Here is a 13,597-nt window from a genome sequence, read left to right on the forward strand (position 1 = left end):
CGGTCACCTCTCCTTCTGCAGTACGGACAGGGCAGCGATCAGCTCGGCCTGGGGTTCCGGATGCACCTCTAGGGCGTCCAGGGGGGCGAGCCTGCGCTCCCGTTCGGTGTTGAGGACCTTCTCCAGGTAGTCGGTCAGCAGGCGCCCGCCCCGGTCACGCAGCCGGACCGCGGCCTGAGCGCCGGTCCGCTCGGCGAGTACCTCCCCAGCCCCGCGCGCCCGCCGTCCGCCGAGCAGCGCCGTGGCGAGCAGCGCGGCGACGACCTCGGGGTCGGGAAGAGCGTTCTTGTCGACGCGTTCGAGGCAGCGCACCTCGTCCTCGGCGTACTCCTCCAGTTCGCGCCGCCACCTGCGGACGGCCATCCCGATGCGGTGCTCGGCGCTCTCGGTCTCCGGGTCGCGCCCGGCGAGGCCCGGGGCCCCAGCGGCGGGTTCGCGCCGCCAGGCCTCGTCGATGCGCTCGTCGGCGGCGGTGACGGCGCACAGCAGCAGCGCCTCCAGGCTCTCGGCGATGGCGTCGAGCAGTTCACCGGCGCCGCAGTCGAGCGGGTAGCTGCGCCACCGCTTCAGGGCTCCTCCGGCGAGTACACCGCCCGCCTGCAAACGCCTCCCCACGCGCGCGTGCTCACTCTCGTACGCCTCGTCGACGGCGGAGGTGAGCCGCAGCGCGGCGGCGTACTGGGCGGCGACGGCGCCCGCCAGCTCCGGCATGCGGGAGTCGAGGGACCCGATGACGCCCAGGGCGGTGCGGGCGACGGCCCGGGTGCGGACAGCGGGTTCCTGGACGTGATGGGCGAGCCAGGCGCGCAGGGGGGCGACGGCGGTGACGGGGAGCAGCCCGCCGCCGCCCGCGGACTCGGGCAGTTCGGGCACGGTGAAGCGCGGTACGTCGCCGAGGCCCGCCTTGGCGAGCAGCGCCCCGTACTGCCGTGACACCTCGGTCACGACCTGGTGGGGCACGCGGTCGAGGACCGTGACGAGGGTGGCGTCGTGCTCCTTGGCGGTGCGCAGCAGGTGCCAGGGCACGGCGTCGGCGTACCGCGATGCGGTGGTGACCATGACCCACACGTCGGCGGCGGAGATCAGTTCGGCGGCCAGGACGCGGTTGTCGGCGACGAGGGAGTCGATGTCGGGGGCGTCCAGGAGGGCGAGTCCGCGGGGCAGGCTCTGCGCGGTCTCGATGCGCAGGGCGTGCTCCTCCTCGCCGACGATCGCCTGTACGTCCGCGCTCTCGTCCTCGTCCCCGCTCTCCCCGCCGCCCATGTCCTCGCCGGAGTCCTGACGGGGCACCCACACGCGCGTGAGGTCGGGCAGGATCCTCATCCCGGAGAACCAGTGATGGTCGTCCGGATGGCAGACGAGCACTGGCGTGCGCGTGGTGGGCCGCAGCACACCCGCCTCACTGACCTGCCGCCCCACGAGGGAGTTCACGAGGGTGGACTTGCCGGCTCCGGTGGATCCGCCGACGACGGCCAGAAGGGGCGCTTCGGGAGCCTTGAGCCGGGGCACGAGATAGTCATCGAGCTGTGCCAACAGCTCGTCACGGTTGGCACGCGCGCGTGGCGCCCCTGGCAGGGGGAGCGGAAAGCGTGCGGCGGCGACACGCTCGCGCAGGGCGGAGAGTGCGTCAAGCAACTGAGGCCGTACGTCCAAGGTCACCACATGCGAAGAATGCCCAATTTTGGCGGCTTTCTGAAGCATATGGCTGCCTCTGCGCGCCGATCGGACACAGGTGATGGAAGGGACGACCGGGGGCGCAGGCATAACGAGTGCACAACACCCGGGGCGTGAGACGCCAAAAGCGATGCGAGATTCGTACCTGCCTGCGATTATCAGGATCGCTTCACCGAACCTCCACATCACGGCGCGGAGGCGAAGCACCAGGGACAGGGACCAAGGAGCCCTATCCTTGTCCCCGGCAAGGTCACGGATCTCCCCCACATCCGGCTCCATGCCACCGGCCACACCCGGCCCCCGTAGCTCAGTGGATAGAGCAGGCGCCTTCTAAGCGCTTGGCCGCAGGTTCGAGTCCTGCCGGGGGCGCTTCTGTCCGTGCGGTGTTCCGCCCTCCCCTAAGGAGGGCGTTTTTGTGCGGCGTGGCCCCTTGCCGCCGGGCCGATCGCGCTCCTTCGGGACCACAGCGGGGCCGCCCGCTCCACACGTACTGCCGCGCGGCGGTGTCATCGACCTGGCCCGCACGGCCGCCCGGCACCCGCCGCCCGCAAGGACGGGACCGCCGGACGGCCATTCGTCAGCAGGTCACTTCGGTGTTCGTCGGACCGAGCGACCGAGCGACCGAGCGCATTTCTACTCCAGTAGCTTTCGCCTGGTGCCGTAGCTTGCCAACGCCATCTGGAATCACCAGATGCCGCGCAGCAGAGCGACCGGAGAGTCACCCATGCCCCGAGAGGCGCCGTACCTTGCCGTAGCCGATGCACTGTACGCACGGATTCTCGCGGGAGAGTGGGCGGTTGGGGAGCGGCTGCCGTCCCGGGCACGGCTTGCCGAGGAGTACGGGGTCGGGCGCAACGTCACGCAGAGGGCCGTGGACCACTTGGTCGTCAAGGGGCTCCTCGAGGGGCGCGCGGGCTCGGGCACCTACGTGCGGCGGCCGCGCGAGCGGCTGCGGATGGTCCGTTCGCGGCACCGTGAGCGCCTGGACGGCTCCCCCTCCCTTGCCGGGATGAAGGAGCGGGGCAGGGCCAACGCCTGGGATTCGCACAGCCAGGCGCGTGTTCCCGCCCCTGAGGCAATCGCCGAGCGGCTCGCCATCAGCCCCGGGGACCTCTGTGTCAACACGCAGTACGAGTTCCTCGCCGACGGGCAACCCGTGCAGCTCTCCGACTCCTGGGAGCCGATGGCCCTCACGGGCGGAACGCCGGTCGTGTTGCCCGAGGCGGGGCCCCTCGCGGGAAAGGGGGTGGTTGAGCGTATGCGCTCGATCGGCGTGGACGTCGAGAGCGTGGTCGAACTGCCACGTCCGGCTCGTGCCACACAGGCGCAGGCGAACCTGCTGGGGATCAGCGTCGGGGACCTGGTGCTGCAGATCGAGCGGACCATCTACGACACCGGCGGGCATCCGGTGGAAACCGCCGACATGGTCATTCCGGACGTGCGCCGGGAAGTGGCCTACGAGTTCGTGGTCGACCATCCGCAGCCGCTGAAGCCGACAGGGCACCCCTTCGAAGCCGACAGCAGGTAACTCGCATGCCAATATCCTCCCGGCCCGGACTCTTACGCGATCCGGACTTCGGGCGTTTGTTTGCCGCCACTGCGCTCGGCCAGTTGGGCGACCGCATCATTTTTCTGGCGCTGCCGCTGGTTGCCGTCGTGACATTGAATTCCGACGAGTTCCAGGTTGGATTACTGACCGCGATGACCACGGCGGGCTCACTCCTGGTCGGACTTCCGGCAGGCGCATGGGTGGACCGCATGCGGAAGCGATCGGTGATGATCAGCACTGATCTCGCCAGGGCTGTGGTCCTCTTGTCGATACCGGTGGCGTGGTGGTCGGGTCTCTTGACGATCTGGTGGCTCTTCACGGTCGCGTTGGTTCACGGTGTGCTGACGGTCTTCTTCGATGTCGCGTACGTCAGCTATCTGCCCCACCTGGTGGGACGCGACAACCTCGTTGAGGGAAACTCGAAACTCTCGACGATACGCTCGGTCACCAGCATCAGTGGACCAGGGATGGCAGGGCCCCTGGTCGGCTTGCTCGGAGCCCCCGCAACGCTTTTGGTGAGTTCGGCCGGGATGGCGATGTCGGGTCTACTCGCGACCGGCATCCGCAGACGCGAACACAAGCCAGAGTCGAGTGAGCGCCCTCAACTGCTTCGAGATATCAAGCAGGGGTTGAAGTTCGTTCTCAAGCAGCCTGTCTTGCGTGCAACGATCCTGGGGGATGCCGTATTCAATCTCTTCCTGGTCATGTATCAGGCCATGTTGATGGTCTTCCTGGAGAGGGAGATGGGCCTTGGGGCCTTCGGCATCGGCCTCGTTCTGTCGGGAATGGGCTGCGGTGCCCTACTGGGTGCACTCTCGGCGAAGAAGGTCTCGCAGCGGGTCGGACAAGGGCCCGTCATCTGGCTCGCGCCGCTGGTGACGTGTCCGCTGACAGTCCTGATGCCGTTTGCGCGACCGGGTTGGAGCGTATGTGTGGCGGCGATCGGACTCGCCGGTCTTTCACTGGGTGGAGTCGTCCGCGTGGTGGCCCAGTCGAGCTTCCAGCAAGCCCTCACGCCCGATGATCTCCTGGGCCGGATGAGCGCGACAGCCCGATTCGTGTCCTGGGGCGGCATCCCTCTCGGTGGAGTCCTGGGTGGAGCCTCGGGCTCTGTTTTCGGGGCAGCAGCCACATTGTGGATCGGCACAACTGGCATGACATTGAGCTTTCTCCCGAACTTCCTCTCACCGCTTCGGACGATGCGCACGTTGCCCAGCGAAAAGGATCCCGTGCTCGCGCCCTGAGGCCGCGGCGCCGGTCCGCCGCTTCCCGCCCGCGGCCGTGACGACATGGCCGGGCCGCACTAGGCTCCGCCCCACAACGGGGTGGTAGTCATGACGCAACCAGATCCTTCGGATCGTCGCATCAGGGACAGTCTGACCCAGGCCGGTGAGCGGGTCGATGCGCGGCTGGTGGAGTTCATCCGCTGGTACCAGCTTCGTCCCAGGCGGGCGCCGGACGAGGACGCTGCGGATCAGCACGCGGGTTCGGATTCGAGGAAGTGGGGCGCGGTGGGGCGCGCCACCATCGTGCTGGGGCTCGCCCAGGCCGGCCTGCCCGCCGTGGCGATCATGGGCCTGTACACCGCACTGGCCAACGTCGAAGAGGCCCAGGCCACGATGCTCAAATCGCTCGACAAGAAGGCCTCGCTCCTTCTTGACGGTCCGCTGCGCACGGCCCAGTTGCTGGTGCGCGAAGCGGCACGCATCGGCTTGTCCGATCCCCGCTATGCCACGACGCTGCAGCAGGCGTGGGACCGGTTCTTCGATGCGTACGGCTTGGCGGGCTCGCCGCAGAGTCGAGCGGTCGTCCAGATGCACCTGGGCCAGGTGAGCCTGCTGCTCGGTCGGCACGAGGACGCCGCCCACTGGATGATGGAGAGTTACCGCTGCGCCCGCGAAGCCATCGACGTGCTTGCGGCAGGCTCCAACGACGGACGGGTTCTGCGCAGCAAGTGGGGCACAGCAGCGAGCGTCTATGTCTCCCCGGTGGGTCTCGCCTTGTTCGCCCGGAAGCTGGGGAAGATCCGGAAGGCGCAGTACTCCCTCGAGGCGACCCGCTCCTACGTGGAGTTCGTCAACGCGGTCGCGGCCAGCGCCAATGCCGTCTCCACGCACGCCACTGCAGCCGGGCTCAGTATTGAGCGGCTCTCCCTCAACGAGTTCGTCATTCGGGAAGTGCCGCTGCCTTAGCGTGCGTCGGCGTGCGTCGGCGTGCGTCGCGAGATCGGCGAAGGGCCCTTCCGGGGCGGTCGGACGGTTGGCCCGGTCAGCCGGTCACTTCTGCTTGACCGGCGGGCACGTGCCCGTGTCCTCGCCGATCGAGTTGATCTCGGCGTTCGAGCGGGAGTCGCCCGCGTAGTTGACCTGGTCCGTGCACTTCTTGTTGGGGTCCTTCGGCGTGCCCGTCGGCTTCTCGGACTTCTGGACCGGCGGGCAGGTGCCGGTGTCCGCGCCGATGGAGTTGATCTCGGCGTTCGAACGCGGGTCGCCCGCGTAGTTCAGCTGGTCCGTGCACTTCGTGTCGGACTGCGACTTCTTGACCGGCGGGCAGGTGCCCGTGTCCGCGCCGATGGAGTTGATCTCGGCGTTCGAGCGCGGGTCGCCCGCGTAGTTCAGCTGGTCCGTGCACTTCGTGCCGGACTTGGCGGGCGTGCCCGACGCCTTGTCCTTCGCGGCGTCGGGCTTCGAGGTGTCGGGCTTCGACGCGCTCGCGTCCGACGACGAGCTGCTCTCGGAAGAGGACGCGTTGTCGGCGCCGTCGTTGTTGCATGCCGTCAGCGCCAGGCCGAGGGCCACTGCGGTCATGGTCAGGGCCGAGATCTTCCGAGTGCGCATTCTGGTCTCTGTCCTCTGCGTGGGGGCTGCCGCTCCTGGGGAGCAGGCGGGCGAGTGAACTGGGCGGCTGTTCGTCCGTGTCGCTTTCTGTCCTGTCAGACAGTCGGCGTGGTTGCCTCGGTTTCATCTTGATCGTTCCCAGTACACGTTCGTGACATGACAGTTGTCGTGTCGTGAACTCCACGTCGGAGGTGCGGGTGTGCTGCTGTGCTGCTGTGCTGCGATGTGTTGCTTGGGGTGTTCGAACGCAGCGCCCCGCCCTACGGTGACCCGATGACGTCGATCAAGAAGTTCCAAGTCACCTTCGACTGCGCGGAACCCGAGCGCCTCGCTCGCTTCTGGTGCGAAGTGTTGGGGTATGTCGTACCGCCGCCGCCGGACGGGTTCGCCACTTGGGACGACTTCACCCGCTCGCAGCCGCCGGAGCAGCGGGACTCCTGGTTCGCCTGCAGTGATCCCACGGGCGTGGGCCCGCGGCTGTACTTCCAGCGCGTCCCCGAAGGGAAGGCCGCCAAGAACCGGGTCCATCTCGATGTGCGGGTCGGCACGGGGCTCGTGGGCGAGGAGCGCCTCGCCGTGCTTGAAGCCGAGTGCGCACGGCTGGTTCCGCTCGGGGCCGTACACCTGCAGACGCTGTACGACGGCAATGATTCCTGCATCCCGATGCAGGACATCGAGGGCAATGAGTTCTGTATCGACTGAAGGGGTGCCCTGAGGTGCCCTGTCGACTGAGGGGGCGCCCTGGGACGCCCCCTCCCCTTCGCTACTTCCGGGCCTCGCAGGACCCCTTACCCCGCAGCGTCAGCACGCGGGCCGCCGCGAGGATCGGCAGGAACAGGAGCATCCAGGCCGCTGTGGACCAGCCCATGACCGCCCAGGCGACCAGCACCAGCGCCAGGTAGGTGATGGTGAGCAGCAGGAGGTCCTTCTTCTTGCTCATGGGGCGTGACTCGTTCCTCTTCGGGGTCGGGTGCGACTGCGGGTGCGACTGCGGGTGCGGCTGCGGGTGCGGGTGCGGGAGCGGGAGCGGCTGCGCAGGGCTCGTCAGCACTTGTAGCGCTTCCAGTTCGTGATGACGCCCACGTAGCTGACCTTCCACTCCACGCACTGGTTGGCCTTCGCGGCGTCCTGCATCTGGCCACGCAGGGAGCCTGCCTGGGCGGTCAGGGCGGCTCCGCAGCCCGCCGCGGCCACCGCGTTGGGGATCTTGGCGCAGGCCATGACCGTCGCCACCGCAGCGAAGTGGTACACCGAGGTCTTGGCCATGTCCTTCACCTCCTTCTTGCTGAAGCGGAGGTATATGGACCAGCCCAGCGAGACCTTCGGGTCGGCGACCACCGGGAACGCGGTGTCGGCCGTGACGTCGACCGTCTGCGTCAGCTTGTCGCCGTCGAGGCGGTACCGGGTCGGCACGGCCTTGCCGTTGGCGTCCTTGGCCCAGGGCGCGTCGATCGCGCCCAGGACCTCGGTGTCCTCGCCCCCGCCTTCACCTTCACCCTCGCCGTGGCTCTTGGTGATCAGGAAGCCGTTCTCGCCGTCCTCCGTCAGCCGCGTGCCCTCCGGGAGCTTCAGCGAGAAGTCGTGGGTCGTCGGCGCCTTCGCGTCCTTCAGCGTCACCAGCGTGCGGGCCGCGCCGTCCGACGTGGGCTGCACGGCGATGTCCGTCGACGGGGCGGCGTCGGGGTAGACCACCGTGCCCGCCCCGGCCGCCACGCCCTCGGTGCCCTTCGTCTCCGGGAGGCCGAGCGAGACGTCGGCGTTCGGTGCGTCGAGCAGTACGTCGCCGTCGGCCGTCGCCGGTGCCGTTACCGTCACCTTCCCTTCGCCCGTCTGTCCGCTGCCCCTGCGGCCGTCCAGCTTGGTCAGGTCCGCGGTTCCGGTCGCCTTCTCGACGACCTCGGCCGCCCGCGCCGCCGCCGACGACGGCACCTCGCCGACTGCGGTTGCGGCTGCGGCCGCGGGGGCCATCGTGCCGAGCACTGCACCCGCCGTCGCCGCCGCGATGAAACCTGCGGCGATGCGTCTCGTCTTCTGCGTGCTCTTCTGCGCGCTCTTCTGCATGGGCTTCTTCGTGGTCTTCATGGGTCCCTCCCGATTTTGCGCATACGAAGGCACCCCGAGCCCTCGAAGAGGATCCCCGCCCGGGGTGCCGCCAATACTTTTACACACGTGTAGAAGTTGGAGGAGGGGACTTTGGTCCCGACCACGCATTTCACGCGCCGTAAAGATCCTCGATCTCCGCCGCGTACGCCGCCGTCACCGCATGGCGCTTGATCTTCAGGGAGGGGGTCAGCAGGCCGTTGTCCTCCGTGAACTCGCCGCCGACGATGGCGAATTTGCGGATCGACTCGGCCTTGGAGACCGCCGCGTTCGCGTAGTCCACCGCCTTCTGGACCTCCGCGATCATCCTCGGGTCGCGGGCCAGCTCTTCGAGCGGCGTGTCCTTCGGGCGCTTGCGTACGGTGAGCCAGTGGTCGACGGCCTCGGGGTCGAGGGTCACGAGCGCGGCGACGTACGAGCGGTTGTCGCCGACGACGATGCACTGTCCGACCGGCGACCGGCTGCGCAGCCGGTCCTCCAGGACGGCGGGCGAGACGTTCTTGCCGCCGGACGTGACGAGGATGTCCTTCTTGCGGCCGGTGATCGTGAGGTAGCCCTCGCCGTCCAGTGCTCCCAAGTCACCCGTGGCGAACCACTCGTTGGTCAGCACGGCGTCGGTCGCGGCCGGGTTCTTCCAGTACGAGCCGAAGACGATGCCGCCCTTGATCAGCACCTCGCCGTCGTCCGCGATGCGCACGGCCGTGCCCGGCACGGGCAGCCCGACCGTCCCGGGGCGGGGCTTGAGGGGTGGGGTGATGGTGGCGGCGGCCGTGGTCTCGGTCAGCCCGTACCCCTCGTAGATGATGATCCCGGCGGCGTAGAAGAAGAGGTTGAGGTTGCGGTCCAGGGGGGAGCCGCCGCTGATCGCGTAACGCAGCCTGCCGCCGACCTCCTTGCGGATGCGGCGGTAGACGAGGAGGTCGTACAGCGCCAAGCCCGCGCGCAGGCCGAGGGACGGGCCCGGGCCGCTCCCGTCGAGGAACTTGTTCAGGTACGCCTCGCCGAAGCGCACCGCGATCCGTTCGGCCCGGTCGAACGAGGCGGCGCGGCCGATCTTCTCGGCGGTCGCCCGGCCGGTCTCGTGGATCTTCTCGAAGAGGTACGGGACGCCGACGACGAACGTCGGCCTGAACGCCCGGAGTTCCGGCCGGAGTTCGTCCGGCTTGATGCTGGGACAGTGGCCGAGCTCGATGCGGGCCATCATGCAGGCGATCTGGATGCTGCGGCCCAGGATGTGGGCGAGCGGCAGGAAGAGGAGGGTCGAGGCGACCTGTCCCGTGACCTCCTTGAAGACGGGGTGCAGGAGCTCGACGGTGTTCGCCGCTTCCGCGTGCAGATTGCCGTGCGTCAGGACGCAGCCCTTGGGGCGGCCCGTGGTGCCCGAGGTGTAGCAGAGGGTCGCGATCGAGTCCGGGGTCAGCGCGGACCTGCGTTTCGTGACCTCCTCATCGGACAAGTCCCTTCCCAGGGTGACGAGTTCCGTCATCGCGCCACCGTCGATGTGGCGTACGCGTGGGGGCTCGTCGAGTGCGGCCACGGCCCCCTCGGCCGTCGTCGCGTTCTCCGCCGTCTCCGCTATGAGGAGGCAGGAGCCCGAGTCGCGGACGATCCACTCGATCTGTTCCGCCGAGGACGTCGCGTAGATGGGCACGGTCTGGCCGCCCGCCGCCCAGATCGCGAAGTCGAGGACCGCCCACTCGTAGCGGGTACGGGACATGAGGGCGACGCGGCCGCCGGGTTCGAGGCCGTCCGCGATCAACCCCTTGGCCACGTCCGTCACTTCGCGTGCGAACGCGGCGGCGGTGACGGGGCGCCACTGGCCGTCCTGCTGGCCGTGCTGCTGGCCGTCCTGCTGGCCTACCTGCTTGCGACGCAGGACCACGGCGTCGGGGGCCTCGACCGCGTTCGTGAAGGGGATGTCCGCGGTGCTGCCCGCGGTGGCCCTCGGTACGAGCGGGGCGGTGCGTGCCTCGCGCACCGTGCCGTGCTCGTCCTTGACGAGTTCGACCTCGGCGCGCTCCGCCAGGTCGCTGTGGCGCTGTGCTCTCTTCAGATCCTTGCGTACGCCCATGGCAGCTCCCGGCTTCCGGTTCCCAGCTGATGTGCAGGTGATCGGCGCGCGTACTTACTCACGGGTCAACTTACTGGCACGTAAGGAAAATTCAAGGGGCGGATCGATTACGGTTCACCCCGCCCCCTCGTCCCGTCACCGACTTCCAGCTCCTCAGCCCGTCACCGGCTTCCAGCCCCTCAGCCCGTCACCGGCTTCCAGGCCTCGCCCTCCAGCACCCGCCCCATCCCGACCCACACCATGTTCATCAGCCGGAGCGTCACGCCCTCCGGGGACTGGTCGGGGTGCCGGGCCATCCAGTCCGTCAGCGAGTCCGCCGCGCCGACCAGCGCGTGTGTCACGAAGTCCGCGTCCTCGTCCGTGAGTTGCCCGGTCGGGCCGCCCTCCGCGATGCCCGCCCGCACCAGATCCGCGACCTCCGCCATCACCGCACGGCGGGCCTCGGCGACCGCCGTCGCGATGGCCTCGCTCAGCTCCGAGGCCTGGCGGTGCAGCACCACCCAGCTGTCGCGGTGCTCGGAGACGAACGCGAAGAACGCGAGGAGCCCCGCGTACAGCCGGAGTTCGGGGGTCGTGCCGCTCGCCGTCGCCGCGCCCTGGAAGGCGCCCACCAGGCGGTCCGCCTCGCGTCGCAGGCAGGCGAGGAAGAGGCCCTCCTTGGAGTCGAGGTACAAATACACCATCGGCTTGGAGATTCCGGCCAGTTCGGCGATCTCGTCCACCGAGGCGCCGTGATAGCCACGCTTGGCGAAGACCTGGACCGCCACATCGACGATCTGCCGCTCACGCTCACGCCGTGGCACCCGGCGCCTGCGCGGGCCGGGTGCGCCATCGGATGCCGGTGCGCCTTCGGATGCCGGTGCGCCTTCGGATGCCGGTGCGCCTTCGGATGCCGGTGCGCCTTCGGACGTGCCACTCATGTGCCGCTCACCCTTGTCAGCCTCCCTGGTGACGATTTACCTTACCCCTTAGTAAGTTTACTCCAAAGTAAGGAGATTGACGTGGCTGATGCCATCAGCAAGATCACCGAGCTCGACTTCGCCCGCGTCACGCCCGACGAGTTCGCGCGGATCGTGAAGGGGCTCTCCAGCAAGGAGTTCGCCGAGATCGCGGAGGACGGCGCGCTGCGCGGCCGTATCCTCCACGAGGTCTTCGACCGGATGGAACGGCAGTTCAAGCCGGAGGCCGCCGCCTCGCTGACGGCACTCATCCGCTGGAAGATCACCGGCAGCGGCGACAACGAAGACGTGGTGTACGAGACGGACATCGCCGACGGCACCTGTGTCGTGCGCGAGGGACGCTCGGAGTCCGAGCCACGGGTCACGCTCATCCTGGCCGATGCCGAGTTCCTCAAACTGGTGTCCGGGAACGTGGGTCCCGTCGCACTGTTCATGATGCGCAAGGTAAGGGTTGTGGGTGATGTGGCGCTGGCTGCCGGGCTCACCCGTTACTTCGACATTCCCAAGGTCTGAGGTCCCGCAGGTCGGGGCATCGTCGGCGGCCAGGTCCCGTCGCCGTCACTCAAGCCGTCATTGACCTGCGCCGATGTAGCGGTCATGACGACGTCTGCGTACACCTCCGTCCGTGGCCCCGAAACCGTCGCCGAGCCCTCCCCCGGAGCGCTCGGCCGATGGCGGGCCCACATCCGGCTCGGGGTCTGTCTGCTGCCCGCGCTCGTCATCGGCATCGCCGGATTCCAGCGGCGGTGGATGTCCGACGACGGGCACATCTACGTCCGTACGGTCCGGCAGGTGCTGGCGGGCAACGGCCCCGTCTTCAACGCGGGCGAGCGCGCCGAATCGTCCACCGGCACCCTGTGGCAGTGGCTGCTCGTGGCGGGCGGGGCGATGGGGGCCGATGTGGCGACCCTGGCGATGTACGGGGGGCTGCTGCTGACCGTCGCCGGGTTCGCGCTCGCCGGGATCGGGGCGCTGCGGCTGCGGTCGCGGTCTCAGTCTCAGTCTCAGTCTCAGTCTCAGTCTCAGTCTCAGTCTCAGTCTCGGGGAGGCCACAGGGGCAGGGTCCTCGTGCCGTGTGGTGCCCTCGTCCTGCTCGCGCTGCCGCCCGTCTGGGACTTCGCCACCTCCGGCCTGGAGACGGGGCTCGCCACCTGCTGGATCGCGGGCGCCTGGCTCGCACTCGTCGCACGCCCCCGCTCGCTCGTGACCTGCGCCGTCCTGGGGCTCGGGCCCCTCGTGCGGCCCGATCTGGCGCTGGTGTCGGTGGTCTTCCTGGCCGCGCAGTGGGTGACGGTACGGCCCTCGTGGCGCGGGGCGCTCGCCGGGGCGGGGGCCGCCGGGGCGCTGCCCGTCGCGTACGAGATCTTCCGCATGGGCTACTACGGGCATCTGATGCCGCTGCCCGGCGTCACCAAGGAGGCCTCGCGGAGCCTGTGGGGGCGAGGCTTCGACTATCTCTGGGACTTCGCGGGACCGTACGCGCTGTGGGTTCCGGTGGTGGCGATGGCGGGGGTCGGCGCGGCGGCGCTGTCCGGGGGGAGGCCCTGGGGACGGCCGGTACAGCACGTACGCACCTCAGTGACCGCTCCTGTCGTCGCGCCCCTCCTCGCAGGAGCCCTGTGCTGGGTCTACGTCATCAAGGTCGGCGGCGACTTCATGCACGGGCGGATGTTCCTGCCGGGGCTGCTGCTGATGCTGCTGCCGGTCTTCCTCGTGCCCCTCACGCGCGCGTGGGGCGTCGCCGCCGTGGTGATCGGCGTGTGGGCCGTGGCGTGCGCGGGGGCGCTGCGGGTGCCGTACGAAGGGCGGATCGGTGCGGGCGGGATCGCCGACGAGCGAGGCGTGTACGTACGTCAGAACGCCTCCCCCCACCCCCTCCACCACGACTTCGCGGGCCTGCCGTCGAACAAGGCGTACGCCGATCTCGTACGCGACAGGGCGCGGAGCGGCGCCCCCACGCTGCTCCTCGCCAGGACGCCCGTGGCGGGCCGTGCGCCGGGGGTGACGGGGGTCTACAACACGCTCGGCTTCAGCGGGGCCGTCGTCCCGCTCTCCGGTGCCGCGCTCGACCCCATCGGGCTCGCCTACCCGTTGGCGGCCCACTCCGAAGGCATCGTCAACGGCCGCGTGGGGCACGACAAGCGGCTGCCCGACGAGTGGATCGTCGCCGAACGCGGCGCCGCCGACGTACCCGAGGGTCTGGACCCCGCCCGGGTCGAGGCCGCCCGCCGGGCCCTGCGCTGCGGCCCGCTCGCGGAGCTGCGGACGGCCACCCGCGCGCCCCTGACCGTCGGCCGTTTCTGGCACAACCTGACGGGGGCCGTGGAGCGCACGTCCTTCCGCTTCCCGAACGATCCGGTGCGGGCTGAGCGGGAGTTGTGCGGCGGGGAGTGACGCCCCCGGAGGC

Annotated in this window: 12 protein-coding genes and 1 tRNA gene; 7 read left to right on the forward strand and 6 right to left on the reverse strand. The window is 69.2% G+C overall.

The features are described 5' to 3' along the window. Positions 1-3: 3 nt before the first annotated feature. Entirely contained in the window at positions 4-1,662 is a 1,659-nt protein-coding gene (locus tag AC068B_RS04140) for a dynamin family protein (RefSeq protein WP_478668854.1), read from the reverse strand. Positions 1,663-1,970: 308 nt separating this feature from the next. On the opposite strand from AC068B_RS04140, the gene AC068B_RS04145 reads away from it, so the two are divergent. The 4 genes from AC068B_RS04145 to AC068B_RS04160 all read left to right on the forward strand — a co-directional run bounded on the left by AC068B_RS04145 (position 1,971) and on the right by AC068B_RS04160 (position 5,415). Next, a tRNA-Arg gene (locus AC068B_RS04145) sits at positions 1,971-2,043 on the forward strand. A gap of 355 nt (positions 2,044-2,398) precedes the next feature. After that, positions 2,399-3,202, forward strand: coding sequence for a GntR family transcriptional regulator (locus tag AC068B_RS04150; protein ID WP_478668855.1), 804 nt, complete (start codon positions 2,399-2,401; stop codon positions 3,200-3,202). Positions 3,203-3,207: 5 nt separating this feature from the next. After that, positions 3,208-4,467 (forward strand): MFS transporter, encoded by a 1,260-nt coding sequence (locus AC068B_RS04155; protein WP_478668856.1) that lies wholly within the window; start codon positions 3,208-3,210, stop codon positions 4,465-4,467. A gap of 90 nt (positions 4,468-4,557) precedes the next feature. After that, positions 4,558-5,415, forward strand: a complete 858-nt coding sequence (locus AC068B_RS04160) for a toprim domain-containing protein (RefSeq protein WP_478668857.1) — start codon at positions 4,558-4,560, stop codon at positions 5,413-5,415. An 84-nt stretch (positions 5,416-5,499) separates the two neighbouring features. Here AC068B_RS04160 and AC068B_RS04165 read toward each other — a convergent pair whose 3' ends face one another. After that, positions 5,500-6,060, reverse strand: coding sequence for a hypothetical protein (locus tag AC068B_RS04165; protein ID WP_478668858.1), 561 nt, complete (start codon positions 6,058-6,060; stop codon positions 5,500-5,502). A gap of 273 nt (positions 6,061-6,333) precedes the next feature. Between AC068B_RS04165 and AC068B_RS04170 the strand changes: the two genes are divergently transcribed. Beyond that, entirely contained in the window at positions 6,334-6,762 is a 429-nt protein-coding gene (locus tag AC068B_RS04170) for a VOC family protein (RefSeq protein WP_356264606.1), read from the forward strand. Positions 6,763-6,823: 61 nt separating this feature from the next. Here the strand turns inward: AC068B_RS04170 and AC068B_RS04175 are convergent, their stop codons facing one another. From AC068B_RS04175 to AC068B_RS04190, 4 genes are all read right to left on the reverse strand, one after another. Beyond that, a complete protein-coding gene (locus tag AC068B_RS04175; protein WP_478668860.1) occupies positions 6,824-7,000 on the reverse strand; it encodes a hypothetical protein in 177 nt (58 codons plus the stop codon). A 104-nt stretch (positions 7,001-7,104) separates the two neighbouring features. Further along, entirely contained in the window at positions 7,105-8,142 is a 1,038-nt protein-coding gene (locus AC068B_RS04180; RefSeq protein ID WP_478668861.1) for a hypothetical protein, read from the reverse strand. A 130-nt stretch (positions 8,143-8,272) separates the two neighbouring features. Continuing rightward, positions 8,273-10,231, reverse strand: coding sequence for an AMP-dependent synthetase/ligase (locus AC068B_RS04185; RefSeq protein ID WP_478668862.1), 1,959 nt, complete (start codon positions 10,229-10,231; stop codon positions 8,273-8,275). A gap of 179 nt (positions 10,232-10,410) precedes the next feature. Next, the gene (locus AC068B_RS04190) at positions 10,411-11,034 is read right to left on the reverse strand and encodes a TetR/AcrR family transcriptional regulator (RefSeq protein WP_478668863.1); all 624 of its coding nucleotides are present in this window, start codon (positions 11,032-11,034) and stop codon (positions 10,411-10,413) included. Positions 11,035-11,232: 198 nt separating this feature from the next. On the opposite strand from AC068B_RS04190, the gene AC068B_RS04195 reads away from it, so the two are divergent. Next, complete coding sequence (locus AC068B_RS04195; RefSeq protein ID WP_478668864.1) at positions 11,233-11,703, forward strand: SCP2 sterol-binding domain-containing protein; 471 nt, start codon at positions 11,233-11,235, stop codon at positions 11,701-11,703. Between the two features lie 84 nt (positions 11,704-11,787). Further along, positions 11,788-13,584, forward strand: coding sequence for an arabinofuranosyltransferase AftB family protein (locus tag AC068B_RS04200; protein ID WP_478668866.1), 1,797 nt, complete (start codon positions 11,788-11,790; stop codon positions 13,582-13,584). Positions 13,585-13,597 lie beyond the last annotated feature (13 nt).

This window comes from Streptomyces sp. NPDC042371 (genome assembly GCF_056437465.1).